15 protein-coding genes are annotated in these 17,418 nt (G+C 63.6%); 12 read left to right on the top strand and 3 right to left on the bottom strand.

Annotation, left to right across the window (positions count from 1 at the left end; all coding sequences use genetic code 11):
- Position 1 precedes the first annotated feature (1 nt).
- The 3 genes from PG898_RS14055 (at position 2) to PG898_RS14065 (ending at position 4,252) form a co-directional block, all read left to right on the top strand.
- Positions 2-1,918: a putative bifunctional diguanylate cyclase/phosphodiesterase gene (locus PG898_RS14055; RefSeq protein ID WP_042649314.1), complete on the top strand. Its 1,917-nt coding sequence runs from the start codon at positions 2-4 to the stop codon at positions 1,916-1,918.
- A 220-nt stretch (positions 1,919-2,138) separates the two neighbouring features.
- The gene (locus tag PG898_RS14060) at positions 2,139-3,044 is read left to right on the top strand and encodes a LysR family transcriptional regulator (protein WP_042649313.1); all 906 of its coding nucleotides are present in this window, start codon (positions 2,139-2,141) and stop codon (positions 3,042-3,044) included.
- 104 nt (positions 3,045-3,148) lie between these two features.
- Positions 3,149-4,252: an MFS transporter gene (locus PG898_RS14065; protein WP_270824410.1), complete on the top strand. Its 1,104-nt coding sequence runs from the start codon at positions 3,149-3,151 to the stop codon at positions 4,250-4,252.
- A 65-nt stretch (positions 4,253-4,317) separates the two neighbouring features.
- Here PG898_RS14065 and PG898_RS14070 read toward each other — a convergent pair whose 3' ends face one another.
- Both PG898_RS14070 and rnt read right to left on the bottom strand, forming a co-directional pair.
- Positions 4,318-5,640 (bottom strand): Na+/H+ antiporter family protein, encoded by a 1,323-nt coding sequence (locus PG898_RS14070; protein ID WP_041205963.1) that lies wholly within the window; start codon positions 5,638-5,640, stop codon positions 4,318-4,320.
- A gap of 272 nt (positions 5,641-5,912) precedes the next feature.
- Positions 5,913-6,575, bottom strand: coding sequence for a ribonuclease T (gene rnt, locus PG898_RS14075; protein ID WP_270824409.1), 663 nt, complete (start codon positions 6,573-6,575; stop codon positions 5,913-5,915).
- A 146-nt stretch (positions 6,576-6,721) separates the two neighbouring features.
- On the opposite strand from rnt, the gene PG898_RS14080 reads away from it, so the two are divergent.
- Both PG898_RS14080 and PG898_RS14085 read left to right on the top strand, forming a co-directional pair.
- A complete protein-coding gene (locus PG898_RS14080; protein ID WP_270824408.1) occupies positions 6,722-8,695 on the top strand; it encodes a methyl-accepting chemotaxis protein in 1,974 nt (657 codons plus the stop codon).
- Positions 8,696-8,762: 67 nt separating this feature from the next.
- On the top strand, positions 8,763-9,638 hold the full coding sequence (locus tag PG898_RS14085) for a flagellar protein MotY (RefSeq protein ID WP_041205962.1): 876 nt from the start codon (positions 8,763-8,765) through the stop codon (positions 9,636-9,638).
- Positions 9,639-9,820: 182 nt separating this feature from the next.
- Here the strand turns inward: PG898_RS14085 and suhB are convergent, their stop codons facing one another.
- Positions 9,821-10,624 (bottom strand): inositol-1-monophosphatase, encoded by an 804-nt coding sequence (gene suhB, locus PG898_RS14090; protein ID WP_005326757.1) that lies wholly within the window; start codon positions 10,622-10,624, stop codon positions 9,821-9,823.
- A 200-nt stretch (positions 10,625-10,824) separates the two neighbouring features.
- Between suhB and PG898_RS14095 the strand changes: the two genes are divergently transcribed.
- The 7 genes from PG898_RS14095 (at position 10,825) to PG898_RS14125 (ending at position 17,374) form a co-directional block, all read left to right on the top strand.
- The gene (locus PG898_RS14095; protein ID WP_042649309.1) at positions 10,825-11,280 is read left to right on the top strand and encodes a hypothetical protein; all 456 of its coding nucleotides are present in this window, start codon (positions 10,825-10,827) and stop codon (positions 11,278-11,280) included.
- A gap of 129 nt (positions 11,281-11,409) precedes the next feature.
- Positions 11,410-11,619, top strand: a complete 210-nt coding sequence (locus PG898_RS14100; RefSeq protein WP_042649332.1) for a glutathione S-transferase N-terminal domain-containing protein — start codon at positions 11,410-11,412, stop codon at positions 11,617-11,619.
- A 170-nt stretch (positions 11,620-11,789) separates the two neighbouring features.
- Positions 11,790-12,452, top strand: a complete 663-nt coding sequence (locus PG898_RS14105) for a glutathione S-transferase family protein (protein ID WP_270824407.1) — start codon at positions 11,790-11,792, stop codon at positions 12,450-12,452.
- A 200-nt stretch (positions 12,453-12,652) separates the two neighbouring features.
- The gene (locus tag PG898_RS14110; RefSeq protein ID WP_270824406.1) at positions 12,653-14,179 is read left to right on the top strand and encodes an ABC transporter substrate-binding protein; all 1,527 of its coding nucleotides are present in this window, start codon (positions 12,653-12,655) and stop codon (positions 14,177-14,179) included.
- Positions 14,176-15,138: an ABC transporter permease gene (locus PG898_RS14115; protein ID WP_042649306.1), complete on the top strand. Its 963-nt coding sequence runs from the start codon at positions 14,176-14,178 to the stop codon at positions 15,136-15,138. Before PG898_RS14110 ends, PG898_RS14115 begins: the two co-directional genes overlap by 4 nt.
- A gap of 2 nt (positions 15,139-15,140) precedes the next feature.
- A complete protein-coding gene (locus PG898_RS14120; protein ID WP_042649305.1) occupies positions 15,141-15,947 on the top strand; it encodes an ABC transporter permease in 807 nt (268 codons plus the stop codon).
- Positions 15,944-17,374: an ABC transporter ATP-binding protein gene (locus PG898_RS14125; RefSeq protein WP_171268895.1), complete on the top strand. Its 1,431-nt coding sequence runs from the start codon at positions 15,944-15,946 to the stop codon at positions 17,372-17,374. Before PG898_RS14120 ends, PG898_RS14125 begins: the two co-directional genes overlap by 4 nt.
- The last annotated feature ends 44 nt before the right edge of the window (positions 17,375-17,418 follow it).

A 17,418-nucleotide genomic window follows, 5' to 3' on the forward strand; every position in this document is an offset into this window, starting at 1 on the left:
GATGCTGAGCAGCAAGTTCTTGAGCCTGATCCTGATGGTGACCACCTTTTTGGGGGTGACCCTCTGGTCGGTCTGGAACTATGACCGCGCGTTCAATGAGGTGACGCGCTACACCCAGCTCTCCGCCTGGGCACTGGCCCAGCTCGAGCTGGAGATCCACGACTTCGAGAAGGGCTTGCAGCTCTATCGTGCCGGTGCCGTCAGCCGGGAGGAGATGAACAAACGCTTTGACATTGCCTGGAACCGGCTCGATGTCTTCCTGCACGGGAAGGAGGCAAAGTCGGTCAGGGCCCGATTCGGTGCGGACAAGGCGGTCGGCAAGATCCTCGCTCTCTTCGAACGCTATGAGCAGGATGTGGTGCAAGGGGAGCCGGATTCCCCCGCACTCAAGATGTTCACGGCCGCACTCGATGACGAGATGCGCGGGGTGCGGGACGTGATGGTGAAAAACTTTACCGGGCCTTCTGCCATCGCCCAGCGTGAGCTGCTCAACGAGTCGAGAACCCAGAACTTCTTCATCCTGGGGTTTCTGATGCTGGCGACTATGGTGATGTTGATGGTGCTGTTTCGCGAAGTGCGTCGCCAGTATTTTCTGGCGTGGAACGACCCTCTCACCCGTCTCCCTAACCGGGCGGCGCTCATCAAGCACCTCCAGCAGTGGACCAGCCACCCCGGGCGGCGCAGCAGCATCACCGTCTGCCTCATGGATCTGGGGCATTTCAGGGAGGTCAATAACAGTCTGGGTTACGAAGTGGGGGACGCCTTGCTCAAACGGCTTGCGGCGCGGATCAAGGCCGCCTCTGGCCAGGGGATCTTCGTTGCCCGAACCGGCAGTGACGAGTTCACCCTCATCATCACCGGCACCATGCCCACCTATCTGCGCTTCCCGTTTCTGGAGCAACTGCGCAGCGAGCTGGCGGATCTGGTGTTTGCCGCCGATCCGGCGCACCGGGTGCGGGTCTTCATGGGCACCAGCCAGTACGTGAAACCGGATCATTCACCGGAAGAGATGCTGTTGTTTGCCGATATCGCCCTCGACAGCGCCAAGCGCAAACGGCTGAATGACAATGTGCTCTTCTCCAGCAGCATGTATCAGCACTATCAGCGCAAACGCCGGCTGTCGACCGAGCTGCGGGAGCTTATCCACTGCCCGCAATGCCCGCAACTGGCCCTTTACTATCAGCCCATCGTGCGCGGCCAGAGTGTAGTGAGGCTGGGGGCCGAGGCGCTGATCCGCTGGCATCATCCGGAATATGGCTTTATTGCCCCCCTCGACATCATCTCGCTGGCAGAAGAGAACGGGTTGGGCGAGGCGCTCGGGGGCTGGATCATCCGGCGCATGCAGCTCGATCTGTCCGGCTTCCCGGAGGAGGTGCTAGCACCGCTCGAGATCTCCATCAACCTTTCCAACTCCATGTTCAACATGGGGTTGGCCAGGGAGATTGAAGAGAAGATGGAAGATGGGCCGTTGGGGCTGCACCAGTTGATAGTGGAGCTGACCGAAACCATCGCCCTCGATGACATCGCCCTCAGCAAGCAGATCATTCACTCCCTGCGCCAGATAGGGGTGCGGGTGGCCCTCGATGACTTCGGGACCGGCTGGTCCTCGCTCTCTTACCTGCGTGAACTCTCTTTCGACAAGCTCAAGATCGACCGCTCCTTCATCACCGCCATCGACAAGGATCCCCGTCAGGCGCTGTTCGTCGAGACCATCACCACCCTCTCTCATCAGTTGGGGGTGCGTGTCGTGGCAGAAGGGGTGGAAAACAGCGATGAGCTCAAGGCGGTGCTCACCATAGGGGTGGATGAGATCCAGGGTTATTTCTACTCGCGTCCCTTGCCGCTGCCGGAGTTCATGCAGTTCTGTCACCGCTATTTCGCCCACAGCGCCGCTATTCAGGAAGTGGCACTGGGGTAGCCTTGGGGCAATCGAGCCCCTGTAGCCTTGTCTTCGAGTCCCTCTGTTCGATTGTTCCTGGTTGATATTTCATCCCGACACCTTTCTTCCATGGCAGGACCGCCCTTGACGCGGTTTTCTTGTGCCTCCTGCCAGAACGAGGGTGCGAGAGGGCAGGCCCGGTGCTACCTTGTGCCACGAACAGTGCCACGAACAGTGCCACAGGGCAGAGGAGCCATAAATGGATCGCTTGGGGGTGATGGAGGTGTTCGTGCTGGCGGTGGAGACCGGCTCGTTTTCGGCGGTGGCCCGCCGACTGGGGATGGGGCAACCCACGGTTTCCAGATTGATTGCCCAGCTTGAGGCGCACCTTGGCAGCCGCCTGTTGCTGCGTTCGACCCGGGGGCTGGCGCCCACGGAGGCCGGAGAGGCCTACTATCTGCGGGCGAGAGAGATCCTGGCCCAGGTCAACGAGGCCGATGCCATGGTGCAGCAATGCCGGGCCGGGCTGAGCGGGCGTCTGCGGGTGAGCGCTCCCGTCACCTTCGCCCGCCTGCATATCATTCCCCATCTTGCCGGTTTTCTGGCGGCTCACCCGGGACTGGATCTGGAGATCCTGCTGGATGACGGCAATGTGGATCTCATTTCGGCGGGCATCGAGGTGGCTCTGCGGATCGGCAAACAGGCTGACTCGTCGCTGGTCGCCCGCTGCCTCGCCCGAAGCGACGTGCGGGTGCTGGCGACGCCGGCCTATCTGGCCGCCAAAGGAGAGCCTGAGACCCCTCAGGCTCTGCAACAGCATGATCTGGTGCTTTACAGTCCACGGCCCGGAGTGGGGCAGCAGTGGCGATTTCGCCGCGGCGTCGAAGAGAAAGTGGTTTCCGGAGAAGGCAGGCTGACGGTCTCGGCGGCCGAAGGCATGCGCGCAGCCGTGCTGGCAGGCCTGGGGCTCGGTATCGCCTCGGAGTGGATGTTTGCTCCCGAGCTTGCCCGCGGCGAGGTGGTGGCGGTGCTGCCCGAGTGGCAACTGCCCATGCAGGAGCTCTGGACCCTGCTCCCGGCAGGTCGCCAGCCTGGTGCCAAGGCGAGCGCCTTTCTGGCATTCGTGACCGGCCTGCCCGGCGTGGGGCATACGCCAGCGGAATAACTGTTATGGTCCCCACCGCTCTACTGGTGGCGACGCTCCCCGGGTAGGCTGTGCGCATGGGGCCCGTATCCTGGCGGGAGCCCTTCTAACACGAGGAGAAGATCATGAGTACATCGCCTTCTGCCGGAGGGGCCGCAACCCCCGGCCCCTCCCTGCTCTTCGCCATGGCCCTGTCATGCGGCCTGGCAGTTGCCAACATCTACTACAACCAGCCCATGCTGGCGGTGATGGCGCAGGACTTTCCCGGGCACTCGGGCATGCCATTGATCGCCATGCTGACCCAGCTTGGCTATGCCATGGGTCTGCTTTTGCTGGTGCCGCTTGGCGATGTGGTCGAGCGCCGCGGGCTCATTCCGGGGCAGTTTGCACTGATCGCGCTGGCTTCCCTGCTGGCGGCAACCCTGGCAGATCCTGCCCGCCGTGGTGCCGTGGTCGGTAGCGTGATGAGCGGCCTGCTAGCCGGGATACTGCTCAGCCGCACCGTCGCCGGTCTGGTCACCGCCTATGGCAGTTGGCGCGCCATGTTCTGGCTGGCCATTCCCCTGGCCCTGTCGGGGGCCCTGCTGATGGCCAGGATGATACCGTCCGGATTGCCGCGCTCTCCCCTCGGTTATGGCCGTCTGCTTCACTCTCTGGTCGGTCTGTGGCGCGAAGAGCCCGCCTTGCGCCGCGCCACCCTGATCCAGGCCTTGCTGTTTGCCTCCTTCAGTGCCTTCTGGACTGTGCTGGCCTTCTACCTCGCCGATCCCGCCTACGGGCTCGGGGCTGAGGTCGCCGGTCTGTTCGGGGTGATCGGCGTGGCGGGCGTGGTGGCTGCCCCGCTGGCGGGACGGATGGCCGACAGGCGGGGGGCGAGATCCGTGGTGCTGGTGGGTGCCCTGCTGGTGGTGTTGGCCTGGATCCTGTTCGAGACATGGCTCTCTCTGGTCGGGCTGGCGCTCGGGGTCATTTTGCTGGATCTGGGGGTACAGAGTGCGCTCGTCGCCCATCAGCAGCTCATCTATGGCCTGAGGGCCGAGGCGAGGGGACGGATCAATACCCTCTTCATGACCGGCATGTTCCTGGGGGGAACGCTCGGCTCGAGCCTGGCTATGCTGGCCTGGCAGCAGGGGGGCTGGGTCGGTGTGGGCTGGGTAGGCCTCGCGCTGGCGCTATCGGCCTGTTTGGCCGCCCTCGCCGGGAAGCGGAGTCTGCAACCCGCTTCCTGAGACGAGAGCCAGAGACAATAAAGGCGACCCTGGGGTCGCCTTTCGTCTGCCTGCGTGGCGCCCTGTCAGAGCACCATGGCGGCTATCCAGCCGAAGATAATGAGCGGGATGTTGTAGTGGATGAAGGTGGGCACCACGCTGTCCCAGATGTGGTCGTGCTGACCGTCGGCGTTGAGGCCAGAGGTGGGGCCCAGGGTTGAGTCGGAGGCGGGGGAGCCCGCATCCCCCAGCGCACCCGCGGTACCGACCAGGGCGATGGTCGCCATGGGGGAGAAGCCGAGGTGGATGCACAGGGGCACATAGATGGTGGCGATGATGGGCACGGTGGAGAAGGAGGAGCCTATCCCCATGGTGATGAGCAGACCCACCAGCAGCATCAGGAAGGCTGCCAGCCCCTTGTGGCCCGCCATCATGCCGGAGACGGATTGCACCAGGCTCTCCACCCCGTGGGTCTCCTTCATCACGGCGGCGAAGCCGGCGGCGGAGATCATGATGAAGCCGATGAGGGACATCATGCGCACGCCCTGGGTGAAGGCATCCTGGCTCTCGCGGAATTTGATGACGCCGCCACAGGTGAAGATGATGAAACCGGCGAGGGCCCCCAGCACTATGCTGTTGGTCATCAACTGCAACCCCAGCGCCACGGCGATGGCCAGCAGGGCGACCCAGATGTGGTTGAAGTTCAGCTCGACGGTTTCCGGCTCGGCGGCCAGGATCTTCTCCAGATCATACTGGCGCGGCTTGCGATAGCTGAAGAAGACCGCCACCAGCAGCCCGATGAACATGCCGAGCACCGGTATGGCCATCGCCAGCGGCAGCTGGCTGAACTCGACCGCCACCCCGTTGTCGATCAGGTTCTTGGCCAGGATGTTGTTGAGGAAGATGCCACCAAAGCCTACCGGCAGCAGCATGTAGGTCGCAGTCAGGCCGAAGGTGATGACGCAGGCCACCTGGCGGCGATCGATCTGCATCTGGGCCATGACGTGCAACAGCGGCGGGATCAGGATGGGAATGAAGGCGATGTGGACCGGGATCAGGTTCTGGGAGGAGATGGAGACGCCCAGCACCGAGGTGAGCAGCAGGCTCTTGACCCAGAGGATGCGGGACGAGCTGGCATCCTTGCCGAGTTGGCTGATGACCTTGCGGGCCAGCAAGTCGGTGATCCCTGAGCGGGAGATGGCCACCGCGAAGGCCCCCAGCATGGCGTAGGAGAGGGCGATTTCGGCGCCGCCACCCAGCCCGCCGGTGAAGGTGCCGAGGGTCTGTTCGAGGGAGAGGCCACCGAGCAGGCCACCTACGATGGCGCCGATGGCGAGAGAGACCACCACATTGATCCGCAGCAGGCTGAGCACCAGCATCAGCGCCACCGCGATAACAACAGGATTCATTTGATTTCCTTATATATTGTGTTGCTGTCTGTCGGGGGAAAGTCAGCTAGTTTGCGAAAAACGTTACAAAAGTCGAGAAAAAAAACGGCAAAATGGCCTCTTCACGGCATTCCTGCCGAGCAAATTCGGATCAACCGGGATGGAATGCTGAAAGCGGTGCTGTATGACCCTGTTTATGCCACTCTGGTCAAACCAGCTGCCAGGCGTCGATTCCCCAGCAACCTCATGGAAAGAGGCTGCCAAGGCAGCCTCTTTCTCATGCCCAGGTGGAACTACTGGGGGTTGTCATCGGCGTGCGTTTCGTCCGGTGTGGCCAGTGGCCAACCCCCCAGGCTCTTCCAGCGGTTGACGATATGGCAGAACAACTCGGTGGTGCGCTCGGTGTCGTAGAGGGCGGAGTGGGCCTCTTTATTGTCAAAGGGGATGTTCGCGCTCTGGCAGGCCTTGGCCAGCACCGTCTGCCCCAGTGCCAGGCCGGAGAGGGCCGCGGTGTCGAAGGTGGCGAAGGGATGGAACGGATTGCGCTTGAGGCCTGCTCGCTCGGCGGCGGCCATCACGAAGCCGTGATCGAAGGTGGCGTTGTGGGCCACTATGATGGCCCGGCCGCAGTCGCTCTCCTTCATGCCCTTGCGCACTCCCTTGAAGATCTCGGTGAGCGCCTCCTTTTCGTCCACGGCACCGCGCAGTGGATTGAAGGGGTCTATGCCGGTGAACTCCAGCGCGGCCTTCTCCAGATTGGCCCCTTCGAATGGCGCCACATGAAAATGGAAGATCTGATCGGGCATGAGCCAGCCCTGCTCATCCATCTTGAGGGTATAGGCGGCGATCTCCAGCAGGGCATCGGTCTTGGCATTGAATCCGGCGGTTTCAACATCGATGACGACGGGGTAAAAGCCACGAAAACGGCCCTTGAGGGTGTGAACGGCGTCGGTCATGGTATCTCGGTCGGCGTGAAAGAAGGCGGCATTATGGCAAAAAAGCCGGCCCTTGTCCCTCCTGGGCCGCCATGCGCACGCCAACTGGTTCTATTAAAAGCAGTTGCGCTTATAATTGGCCACTTAAACCATGGAGGGGAGAGGCGATGAAGAAGCTGGGATTGGCGCACAAGATGTTGCTGGTGGTCTGTCTGCCACTGTTGGCCCTGCTGTTTTTTTCCGGTCGATACGTCTATGAGCGTTATCGGGTCGAGCAGGAGATGAGTCAGGCACAGGCTGCACTTGGAGTGGTGCGGGAGGCCGCGCAGCTCGCCCATGAGCTGCAAAAGGAGCGTGGCATGTCGGCCGGCTTCCTCGGCTCCGGTGGCAACAAGTTTCGTGATGCCCTGCCTGCCCAGCGCAAGGTGGTCGACACCCTGCTGGCGGGTTTTCATCAGGAGCCTGCCTTGCTGGCCTTGTCCGAGGTGCAGCAGGAGCTGGTGGGGCTCACCGCCATGCGCGAGCGGGTCAGTGCGCTGGGAGTCGAGGTGGCGGAGCAGGTTGGCTTCTATACCCGTCTCATCACCCAGCTGCTGGCCGTGGTGGATCAGGTCAGCATCCGCAGTCAGGATGCCACCATAGCGCTGCAGACCAATGCCTACGCCGCCTTCTTGCAGAGCAAGGAACGCATGGGGTTGGAGCGGGCGACCCTGAGCAATGTGTTCGCACGAGACAGCTTCACCCCGGCGCTGTTGCAGCAGTTCATCTCCCTCCTTGCCGCCCAGAACACCTATCTCGAGCGTTTCCAGGCGGTGGCGAGTCCGTCCCAGCACCAGTTGCTGGCCGAGAGCCTGGCTTCTCCCGTGGTGGCCGACGTGGCCGCCATGGAAAAACTGGCGTTGGACAAGGCGTCCAGCGGCGGTTTTGGTGTCGATCCCGAAGCCTGGTTTGCCTTGAGCACCGACAAGATAGGCCTGCTCAAGGAGAGCGAGGATCGCCTCTATCAACAGTTGGATGATCGGGTTGAGCAGATGCGGGCCCGCAGTGCCAGCGACTTCTGGTGGGCCGCCGTCGGTGTACTGTTGTGTGTGGTCCTGACCAGTGCCATCTGCTGGCGGGTGGTGCGCGACCTGCATCTGGGGTTCCTGGCGCTGCATCAGACCTTCAAACGGCTGGTGCAGGAGAACGATCTGACGGTGCGGGTCAACTGGCGATCCGGTGATGAGCTGGGTGCGTTGGCGCAGGATCTGAACCGCTTCCTCGAACACCTGGAAGGGCTGTTACTGGCGGTACGCCGCTCCTGTGACGTGCTGGCTCGCAGCGCCGCTGCCTCGGCAGAGGTGATTGCCCAGGTCAACGCCGGTGTGGTCAAGGGGGTTGGTCAGGTGGATCTGGTGGCGACGGCCGCGACCGAGATGGCCTCGACGGTGGCGGAGATTGCTCGCAATGCCACCCAGACCTCGCTGGCGACCCAGCAGGCCATCGGACGTGCCCATCAGGGTGACAAGGAGGTAGACCAGACCATAGACGCCATCCAGCAGGTGGCGGGTACCTTGGTCGATACCCAGCAGTTGGTGGACAACCTGCATCGGGAAACGGAATCGGTCGGCGAGGCGCTCAACCTCATCAAGCAGATCTCGGACAGAACCAATCTGCTGGCCCTCAACGCCGCCATCGAGGCGGCCCGCGCCGGTGAGTCCGGTCGCGGTTTTGCGGTGGTGGCGGAGGAGGTGAGGGCGCTGGCCTCGCGCACCCAGCATGCGGCGGATGACATCGCGCAGATGTTGGCCCGTCTGCGCCAGGGCGCCAGTCAGGCGGTGACGGCCATGCATCTGGGCACCGAGCAGGCGGGGCTGAGTGTGACCGAAGCGAAACGGGCAGGCAGCGAGCTGACCGATATCGTCAAGGAGGTGCGCAAGGTGAACGACATGACCGCTCAGGTGGCGACCGCCACCGAGGAGCAACGTTATGTGACCGACGACATCCAGCACAACGTGCTGACCATTCGAGAGGTCTATGAGGCCCACCGCCTGCACTCGGAGACCCTGCAGCAAAACAGTGTCGAGCTGGATCAGCTGGCCCGGGATCTGACGGCCCGCATCGCCAGCTTCAAACTGATGGAGCGCCCCGCTCCCCATTGAGGTTTTGCCCTAAAGCTTGGCTTGCCGCTGCCGATAGTTAATCCGAGATCGTGTGGAGGGCAAGCCGTTGAATGCTTGGGTGTTAGGGTTGATCAGCATATCCGTGAGTATGCAGTTGCAGGCGGGAGTGACCGAGTTCGGTGCCGGCCTGGATCAATCCGTCTGGCGGTTGACCTCGGATACTCAGGTGGAGTGCCGTCTCGAACACCCCATTCCCCGCTGGGGCACGGGCGCCTTCGTCAGCCGGGCCGGTCGCAAGATCAACCTGGACTTCGAGCTGAAGGGACAGCGGCCGCAGGCCAGGACCCAGACGGTGAGCCTCGGGATCATGCCTCCCAGCTGGCGCCCCGGTGTCTCCGGACGCCAGATAAGCCAGTTGCAGTTCTATCAGCAGTTCGACGGCCTGGTGGCGGGGCAAACCGCCTGGACCATGCTGGACGAGCTTGAGGGGGGCCGCATGCCTACCTTCCAGTACAGAGACTGGTATCGCCAGGACAGGCCGGTGCGGGTGTCGCTCTCCTCGGTCAACTTCAGGGTCAAATACCAGGCCTTCATGGACTGTCTGAGCGGCCTGCTGCCCTACAGCTTCAATGACATCGCCTTCAGCGTGCTCTCCTATGACAAGAACAGCGATCAGTTGTCACCGGCCTCCAAGCGGCGGCTGGCGCTGATCGGCGACTACGTGAAGGCGGACAAGAGCATAGACGTGGTGGTGATCGACGCCTACAGCGACAGTTACGGCGGGCGTTGGCCGAATCAGAAGCTCTCCGAGAAGCGGGCAGATGCCATCAAGCAGGTGTTTGTGGATCTCGGCATCGAGGAGGGCAAGATCTCGGTGGAAGGGCACGGCGAGAAACAGCACGTGGCCTCCAACGAGACGGACGCGGGCCGAGCCAAGAACCGGCGAGTGGTGATAAACATGGGGCGCAACGGCACCATCTGATCGAGCTGATCGAGGAAACCCAGTTCTGGCTTGTGCCCGACCGCTTATTCTGCTCATCTGGAACGGGGCTGGGCCAGTTCCACGCTTCAGCGGCTTAGTTTCCCGATATCAGAGATAAAAAAATGCCAGTCGGCTGGGCCGACTGGCATTTTTTTCAAGGGTTCGCGACTTACTTGGCCAGCTTATTTAGCCAAAGAATCCGGCAGGTTTTCGCGGATCTTGCCGAGCATCTCTTTCAGGACGCGCGGGTTGGCAACCACGATGTTGCCGGAGTTTTCGTAGTTGTGACCACCCACGAAGTCGGTGACGATGGCGCCAGCTTCCTTGGCCAGCAGCTCACCGGCGGCCGTTTCCCAGGGCTTCAGGCCGATTTCCCAGTAGCCGTCGATGCGACCGGCGGCCACATAGGCCAGGTCCAGCGCAGGGGCGCCGGCACGGCGGATGTCGGCACACTCGATGAACATGCTCTGGAACATCTTCAGGTAGGGTTCGATGTGGTGCTTCTGCTTGAACGGGAAACCGGTCGCCAGCACGGTGCCGGCCATCTCTTTGGCCTTGCCGACGCGGATGCGGTAGCCGTTCAGCTGGGCGCCGTTACCACGGGTGCTGGTAAACAGCTCGTCACGAATGGGATCGTAGACAACGGCTTGTTCGGTCTTGCCCTTGACGCGCAGGGCGATGGAGACGGCAAAGTGCGGAATGCCCTTGACCAGGTTGGTCGTGCCATCCAGTGGGTCGATGATCCATTGGTAATCCGGATTGGTACCGGCAATCTCACCAGACTCTTCAGCCACGATGCTGTGTTCCGGGTAAGACTTCTTGATGGTGTGAATGATGGCCGCTTCGGCTTCACGGTCAACGTTGGTCACGAAGTCGTGGCTGCCTTTTTGGATAGCCTCGATATTTTCGGGCTGGGAGAAGGCTTTTACTACAACTTGACCGGCGTTGCGCGCAGCGCGCACGGCGATATTCAGCATCGGATGCATAGGTTCACCACTGGATGTTAAAGAACGGGGGATAAAAGGACGCGGTATCTTACCAAGATATTCTGGAATGGCAACCGTTATCCGCGGGCGCTGTCACGGCATTGACTGCCAGATCTGACGGCTCCAATAAAGGCCTGTTATCGGCTAGTCTTATCGCGACAGCCGGCTAACAGGCTGTGGTGAGCATAGGGACATGAGCCATGAATCTGTCATTAGTCAGTCAAAAACCGTCGGCAGCGACAACATTGGGTGTGCTGGCCGCACTGCGTGCCGCCAGTGATGATGGGCATTACTTCACCGAGATCAGGGTCGCACAACCGGATAGGTGGCAACCGTCGAAGGAGGAGGCGGCCATCCTGCTGCTGGAAGACGATGATGCACCATGGCCGGAGTCGGTCTGGTCCGCCAGCGGCACTACGTTGGGATTACCCGTTTTGCCACTGTTGGTTCATCGGCAATATGACTGTGCTCCCCAGGGACCGGATATCAGGGACCCGCGCTTTTACTTTGTCTCCAATGGCATAGTGCTGGATGAGACTGAGCTTGCTGATCCCGCCTGCAGCCTGGTCCTGCAGAGCAAACTCGAGTCCTATTTTCCGCTCCTCTCCCGCCTCATCCTGCTGCGCCAACGTCAACCCCTCACTCTGTGCGGCTAACTGTTTCCCCTGTATTCGGGCTGTTCAAGCGGTGCAATATTTGTCATAACAGACCGATGTTGCGCCGCTGGCCATGGTTCCCCGTGGGGATGGGAAGCGGCCAGCGGTCTTCATTCCCACGCAGGCGAGATGAAGATCTATGAGTTGAAGTGTGTCCCCAATGCCCGCCGGTTCAGGATGTTTCTTGCGGAGAAAGGCATCGAGATGGCCTATCAGCAGGTAGATCTGGGAACAGGAGAGAACCTCGAGCTTGCGTTTCTTGCCAAGAACCCGGCGGGGCGCATTCCGGTGCTTGAGCTCGATGATGGTACCTGTCTCAGTGAGACGATGACTATCTAGCGTTACGGTGAAGAGCTAAGCCTCTTTGCTGTACACCATCGACTTTGGCAAGGTCGTCGGTCTTCGCATCGCCCCGCACCAGCATCACTTGCAGGCCTGGCATGAGCGGGTGAGTGCCCGTCCCAGCGCCCAGGCCTGATCATTACGTTTGAACGACCAAGGAGTCCAAGATGATAGATTTGTACACTGCCGCCACGCCCAATGGGTTCAAGGTGTCGATCGCCCTCGAGGAGCTGGGGTTGCCTTACAGGGTGATCCCGCTGGATTTCTCGACCATGGAGCAGAAGAAGCCCGAGTTTCTGGCCATCAACCCCAATGGCCGCATTCCGGCGATCGTCGATCGGGATAACGGTGATTTCGCCGTGTTCGAATCCGGCGCCATCCTGCTCTATCTGGCGGAAAAAACCGGCAAGCTGTTGCCGCAAGATCCCAAGCGCCGCTCCCAGGCCATCCAGTGGCTGATGTTCCAGATGGGCGGCGTCGGCCCCATGATGGGGCAGGCCAACGTCTTCTACCGCTACTTCCCCGAGAAGATCCCGGCGGCCATAGAGCGCTACCAGAAAGAGGGGCGCCGTCTGTTCGAGGTGCTCGACGGTCACCTGGCGCACCATGAATACCTGGCTGACGAGTACAGCATCGCCGACATCGCCACCTGGCCCTGGGTGCGGATCTATGACTGGAGCGGCATCTCCATTGAGGGTCTGCCCCATCTGCAGGCCTGGATGGCGCGCATGGAGGCCAAACCTGCCTGCCAGAAGGGCATCACCATTCCGCCCCGCAACGAGAGCCCCGAGGATCAGGTCAAGCGGGCGCAGCAGATGGTGACCCGCTAGGATGATGACGATGGCCCGATGACGGGCCATCTTTTTTTATGATTGCCGCCCCATTGCGCGTCTGCTGGGCCGCTCATCTGTTCCCCCTTTCCCGCTGCAAATAAGCCATCTATCAAAAATGAAAAGTCATTCATCCTGATTAATTGTTATGTTATAACGTCAGATATCGGTTGGTAATCATTATCGTTTGGATGGAATGGATGACAAAAATACACACCTGTTCGGGGTGGTGCGCCCTGGTGTTGATGGCCGGAATGAATGTTGCTCACGGCAAGCCGCTGGCCATGGTGGGGCCCTGGGAGATCCACAGTGTCGACCCCGCCAGCAACGGGGTCTTCTTTACCCGCATGCAGGTGGCGGAGACCCTGGTCGAGGTCGACAGCCAAGGCAATCTGCAACCCGGGCTCGCCAGCCAGTGGTCTCACTCCGAGGATGGCCTGCAATGGCGATTCACCCTGCGCCCCGGGGCCCGCTTTCACGATGGCAGCGAGGTGAGCGCCGAGCAGGTCGCCTTTGCCCTGCAGCAGGCATGGCGCAAGCCCAGCGTCATGACCAGCGCCCCCATCGCGTCCATCGAGGCCCATGAGGGGGCCCTGCTGGTCACCCTCACCGGCCCCTTCGCCCCCCTGGCCGCCGTGCTGGCTCACCCCAGCACCCAGATCCTGGCGAAGGGGGCTTACGGCGCCAAGGGGGAGGTGACCCAGGTCATCGGCTCAGGCCCCTATCGCATCACCCGGTTGCAGCAGCCCCAGCGAGTCGAGACCGAGCGCTTCGATGGCTGGCAGGGCCCCCAGCCTGCCATCTCGCAGGTGAGCTACCTGACGGTGGGCCGCGCCGAGAGCCGCACCCTGATGGCCGAGAGTGGTCAGGCCGACATTGCCTGGGGGCTGGATCCGGTCAGCATCCGCCGCTTGCAGCAGGCGCCCCGGGTCTCCATCGTCTCCGTTACCCTGCCGCGCACCATACAGCTCAAGCTCAATGGGGCCGATCCTCTTCTGAAGGATCCGGCGGTGCGCTGCGCCCTCAGCCTCGCCATCGATCGCCGTGGCATGGCGGCGGCCCTGCTGCGGGATCCCGAGATGGCGGCGACCCAGCTCTTCCCTCCCACCCTGGGGGAGTGGCATCAACCCGGGCTGACCCCGCTCGCCTATGACGTCAAGGCAGCTCAGGCGGCCTTGGCGGCGGCAGGCTGGCTGTTGGGGGCGGATGGCGTGCTGCACAAGGGGGAGGAGCGTTTCTCCCTGACCCTGCGCACCTTCCCGGATCGCCCTGAATTGCCCCTGCTGGCCACGGCACTGCAGGCACAGTGGAAGGCGGTGGGGGTGGATCTCAAGGTGGCGGTGGGCAACTCAAGCGAGATCCCGGCCGGTCATCAGGATGGCTCGCTCCAGCTCGGCCTCTATGCCCGCAACTATGCCCTGGTGCCGGATCCCCTGGTCACCCTGCTGGGGGATCTGGCCCCCGCCGGTGCCGACTGGGGGGTGATGAACTGGCACTCCCAAGCCATGGCGCAAACACTGGCCCGCCTTGGCAAGGAGACCCTGCCCGCGGGGGAGGCCGCGGCACTGCGCCGTGACATCGCCACCACCCTGCAGCAGGAGTTGCCCCTCCTGCCCATCGCCTGGTATCGCCAAAGCGCGGCGGTCAGCCGTGGGCTGAAGGGCTTTGAGCTGGATCCCCAGGAGCGTAGTTACCGTCTGGACAAGCTCGCATGGAGTGCACAATGACAGCGGCGCCCTTCTTTACCGTCATGGGAATACTGGGCCAGCGCCTGGTGCAGGCGCTGATGGTGGCCCTGCTGGTGGCCGGGCTCTGCTTTCTGATGGTGCAATCCCTGCCCGGGGACATCGCCTTTCGCATCGCCGCGGGTCGCTACGGCTATGACTATGTCACCGCCGAGGCCGCCAACGCGGTGCGAAGCGAGCTGGGGCTGGCCGGCTCGGCTCTCTCCCGCTTCGGTGACTGGCTGGGCGCCCTGCTGCAGGGGGATCTCGGCAGCTCCCTGGTGACGGGTGCACCTGTGGCCAGCGAGGTGGGCCACCACCTGGGGGCCACCCTGTCCCTGGCGGTGGCCGCCGTGGCCCTGGCCCTGTTGCTGGCGCTGCCGCTCGGCAGCCTGAGCGCCCTGCGCCCGGGGGGATGGTGCGATCGCCTGACCCTGGGCTGGAGCGTGCTGATGCGTGCGCTGCCTCCCTTCCTGCTCGGCCTGGTGCTCATGGTGTTGCTCTCGGTGGAGCTGGGCTGGGTCAGTGCCGCCGGTCACGGGGAGGGGAGCAACCTGCTGTTGCCCGCCCTCACCCTGGGGCTGGGGCTTTCGGGTGTGCTCTCCCGGGTGGTGCGCGAGAGCGTACTCACCGTGGTGCAGTCCGGTTATTACCGCTTCGCCCTCACCAAGGGGCTCTCGCCCGCCCGGGTCTTCAGGCGTCACGGCCTGCGCAATACCGGGGTCAGCGTCATCGCCTATACAGGGGTTCAGCTGGTGCTGCTGATCGAAGGGGTCGTGGTGGTCGAGAGCCTGTTCGCCTGGCCCGGCATCGGCCATGCCCTGGTGCACGCCATCTTCTGGCGCGACATCCCCATGGTGCAGGGAACCGTGCTGGTGCTGGCGGCGCTCTTCGTGCTGCTCAATACCCTGACGGATCTGCTCTGCCTCGCCATCGATCCCCGCGGTCCCAAGGAGTCCTGATCATGTCTTTCTCTGTCAAGGCGGGAGCAAGCCTGCTCCTGCTGGTGGTGCTGTTCGCCCTGCTGGGCCCCGTGCTCTGGCCCGATCCCGCCGCCCAGGATCTGGTGCAGTTCCTGGCCGATCCCTCCTGGCAGGAGCCGCTCGGGCGGGATCAGATGGGCCGCAGCCTGATGGCGCGGCTCGCGGCGGCGACCCGACTCTCCTTGCTGCTGGGGATGCTGTGCGTCCTGACGGCGGCCCTGCTGGGGTCGCTGCTGGGCTGGCTCTCAGCTTGGCGCGGTGGCTGGGTCGACGGCCTGCTGCGCAGCCTGGCCGACGGCGTGCTGGCCCTGCCGAGCCTGCTGCTGGTGCTGCTCTTCTCCGCCATGGCCCAGGGAGGCTTCGCCATCCTCTATCTCGGGTTGGCCATGGCCCAGTGGGTGGAGTACTACCGGGTGGTGCGGGCCCGCAGCCGGGCGCTGCTTGCCTCGCCCCAAGTGGAGGCGTCCCGGCTGCTGGGCTTTGGCAACGCCCACATCTTGCGGCGCCACCTCTGGCCCGAGCTGGCTCCCCAGCTGCTGACCATGATGGCCTTTGGCCTCGCGGGGGCCATCCTGACCCTCTCGACCCTGGGCTTCGTCGGGGTGGGCATCCAGCCACCCACCCCTGAACTCGGCCTGATGATGACGGAGGCGCTGCCCCACTATCAGGAGGCGCCCCGCCTGCTGCTGGCCCCCATACTGGTGATGGGAGTGATGCTGCTGGCCCTGGTGCTGCTCAATCAGAAGGGCACACTTCATCCTGGATCCCCGCAAGGAGTCACCCCATGACGACCATTCATATCAAGGGCCTGCAGGTGGATGACGGTCGACAGACCCTGCTGCAGGCGCTGGATCTCACCCTGCTCCCAGGCAGCGCCTTGACCCTGATAGGGGAGAGCGGCTCGGGCAAATCCCTGCTGGCCCATGCCCTGATGGGGACCCTGCCTGCCCCCCTGCGCGGCCGGGGTGAGATGGCGATGGGCGGCTTGTGCCACAGCCTGGCGGACCCCTGCGCCCTGCGCGCCCTCTGGGGGCGGGAGCTGGCCATGCTGCCCCAGGAGCCGGTGCTGGCGCTGGACCCCACCATGGGGCTGCTGCCCCAGGTGGAGGAGGGCTGGCTGGCGGGCGGCAAGGAGGCGCGCTCGCGGGCGCGGGACGCCCTCGAGCGGCTCGGGCTTGCCGGGCGGGAGCGCCACTTCCCGCACCAGCTCTCCGGGGGCATGGCCCAACGCGCCGCCTTTGCCGCCGCCACCCTGGGGCAGGCGCGCCTGCTCATCGCCGACGAGCCCACCAAGGGGCTCGACCGCCGGGCCAGTGCCAGGTTGCAGACATTGCTGCAGGGCTATCTGACCGAGGGGCGCCACCTGCTGACCATCACCCATGATCTCTCCCTGGCCCGGGCGCTGGGGGGCTGGGTGCTGGTGGTCAAGGGGGGTGAGATAGTGGAGCAGGGGCCCGCCGAGCAGGTGCTGCAGGCGCCTTCCCATGCCTACACCCGCGCCCTGCTGGCGGCGGAGCCCTCGGCCTGGCCCGAGGCCGTGCATCCCCCGACCGGCGACTGGCTGCTCAGGGGGGAGGGACTCGCCATGGGCTACGGGGATCAGACCCTGTTCGAGGGGCTCGACCTGCCACTGGCCAGGGGGGAGCGGCTCGCCATCATGGCGCCGAGCGGTGCGGGCAAGAGCACCCTCGGCAATGTGCTGCTGGGGTTGCAGCGCCCGCTGCGAGGGCGGGTGCTGCGCCAGGGGGGCATAGCCCCCCACCGCTGGCAGAAGCTCTATCAGGATCCGGTGCAGGCCTTCGCCAGCCGGGTGCGTCTCGCCACCCAGTTTGACGATCTGCTGCGCCTGCACAGGCTGCCCCGCCAGCCCCTCACCGACTATCTGGCAAGGCTCGGCCTCGATGAGCGGCTGCTGAGCCGGCTGCCGAGCCAGGTGTCGGGGGGAGAGCTGCAACGGCTGTCCCTGATCCGGGCCCTGCTGCTGCACCCCGTGCTGCTGTTTGCCGACGAGCCCAGTTCCCGGCTCGATCCCCTGAGCCAGCAGCAGACCGTCACCTGCCTGCTGGGGGAGCTGGCGGAGATAGGCTGCGCCCTGCTGCTGGTGACCCATGACGAGGCGCTGGCGGGCAAGGTGGCCGGGCGCTGCCTGCGATTGGGGGCGGCGTGCACAGCTGAGCACGGGCTGGCGCCCGCCGAGTTGGGGCGGGTGGGCTAACGGGAGCGGGGCGCCTGGGCACAGGCGCCCCGCTCCCGTTCGAT

It is taken from the genome of Aeromonas sp. QDB31 (genome assembly GCF_027707605.1).
In the GTDB taxonomy this organism is placed as follows: Bacteria; Pseudomonadota; Gammaproteobacteria; order Enterobacterales; family Aeromonadaceae; genus Aeromonas; species Aeromonas media.

What these genes read in the sequence shown, in the direction of transcription:
- PG898_RS14070 (WP_041205963.1), bottom strand. Translation starts at nt 5,640, where the DNA reads ATGAATCCTGTTGTTATCGCGGTGGCGCTGATGCTGGTGCTCAGCCTG.
- PG898_RS14060 (WP_042649313.1), top strand. Translation starts at nt 2,139, where the DNA reads ATGGATCGCTTGGGGGTGATGGAGGTGTTCGTGCTGGCGGTGGAGACC.
- PG898_RS14105 (WP_270824407.1), top strand. Translation starts at nt 11,790, where the DNA reads ATGATAGATTTGTACACTGCCGCCACGCCCAATGGGTTCAAGGTGTCG.
- PG898_RS14065 (WP_270824410.1), top strand. Translation starts at nt 3,149, where the DNA reads ATGAGTACATCGCCTTCTGCCGGAGGGGCCGCAACCCCCGGCCCCTCC.
- PG898_RS14120 (WP_042649305.1), top strand. Translation starts at nt 15,141, where the DNA reads ATGTCTTTCTCTGTCAAGGCGGGAGCAAGCCTGCTCCTGCTGGTGGTG.
- suhB (WP_005326757.1), bottom strand. Translation starts at nt 10,624, where the DNA reads ATGCATCCGATGCTGAATATCGCCGTGCGCGCTGCGCGCAACGCCGGT.
- PG898_RS14110 (WP_270824406.1), top strand. Translation starts at nt 12,653, where the DNA reads ATGACAAAAATACACACCTGTTCGGGGTGGTGCGCCCTGGTGTTGATG.
- PG898_RS14055 (WP_042649314.1), top strand. Translation starts at nt 2, where the DNA reads ATGCTGAGCAGCAAGTTCTTGAGCCTGATCCTGATGGTGACCACCTTT.
- PG898_RS14115 (WP_042649306.1), top strand. Translation starts at nt 14,176, where the DNA reads ATGACAGCGGCGCCCTTCTTTACCGTCATGGGAATACTGGGCCAGCGC.
- rnt (WP_270824409.1), bottom strand. Translation starts at nt 6,575, where the DNA reads ATGACCGACGCCGTTCACACCCTCAAGGGCCGTTTTCGTGGCTTTTAC.
- PG898_RS14095 (WP_042649309.1), top strand. Translation starts at nt 10,825, where the DNA reads ATGAATCTGTCATTAGTCAGTCAAAAACCGTCGGCAGCGACAACATTG.
- PG898_RS14080 (WP_270824408.1), top strand. Translation starts at nt 6,722, where the DNA reads ATGAAGAAGCTGGGATTGGCGCACAAGATGTTGCTGGTGGTCTGTCTG.
- PG898_RS14100 (WP_042649332.1), top strand. Translation starts at nt 11,410, where the DNA reads ATGAAGATCTATGAGTTGAAGTGTGTCCCCAATGCCCGCCGGTTCAGG.
- PG898_RS14125 (WP_171268895.1), top strand. Translation starts at nt 15,944, where the DNA reads ATGACGACCATTCATATCAAGGGCCTGCAGGTGGATGACGGTCGACAG.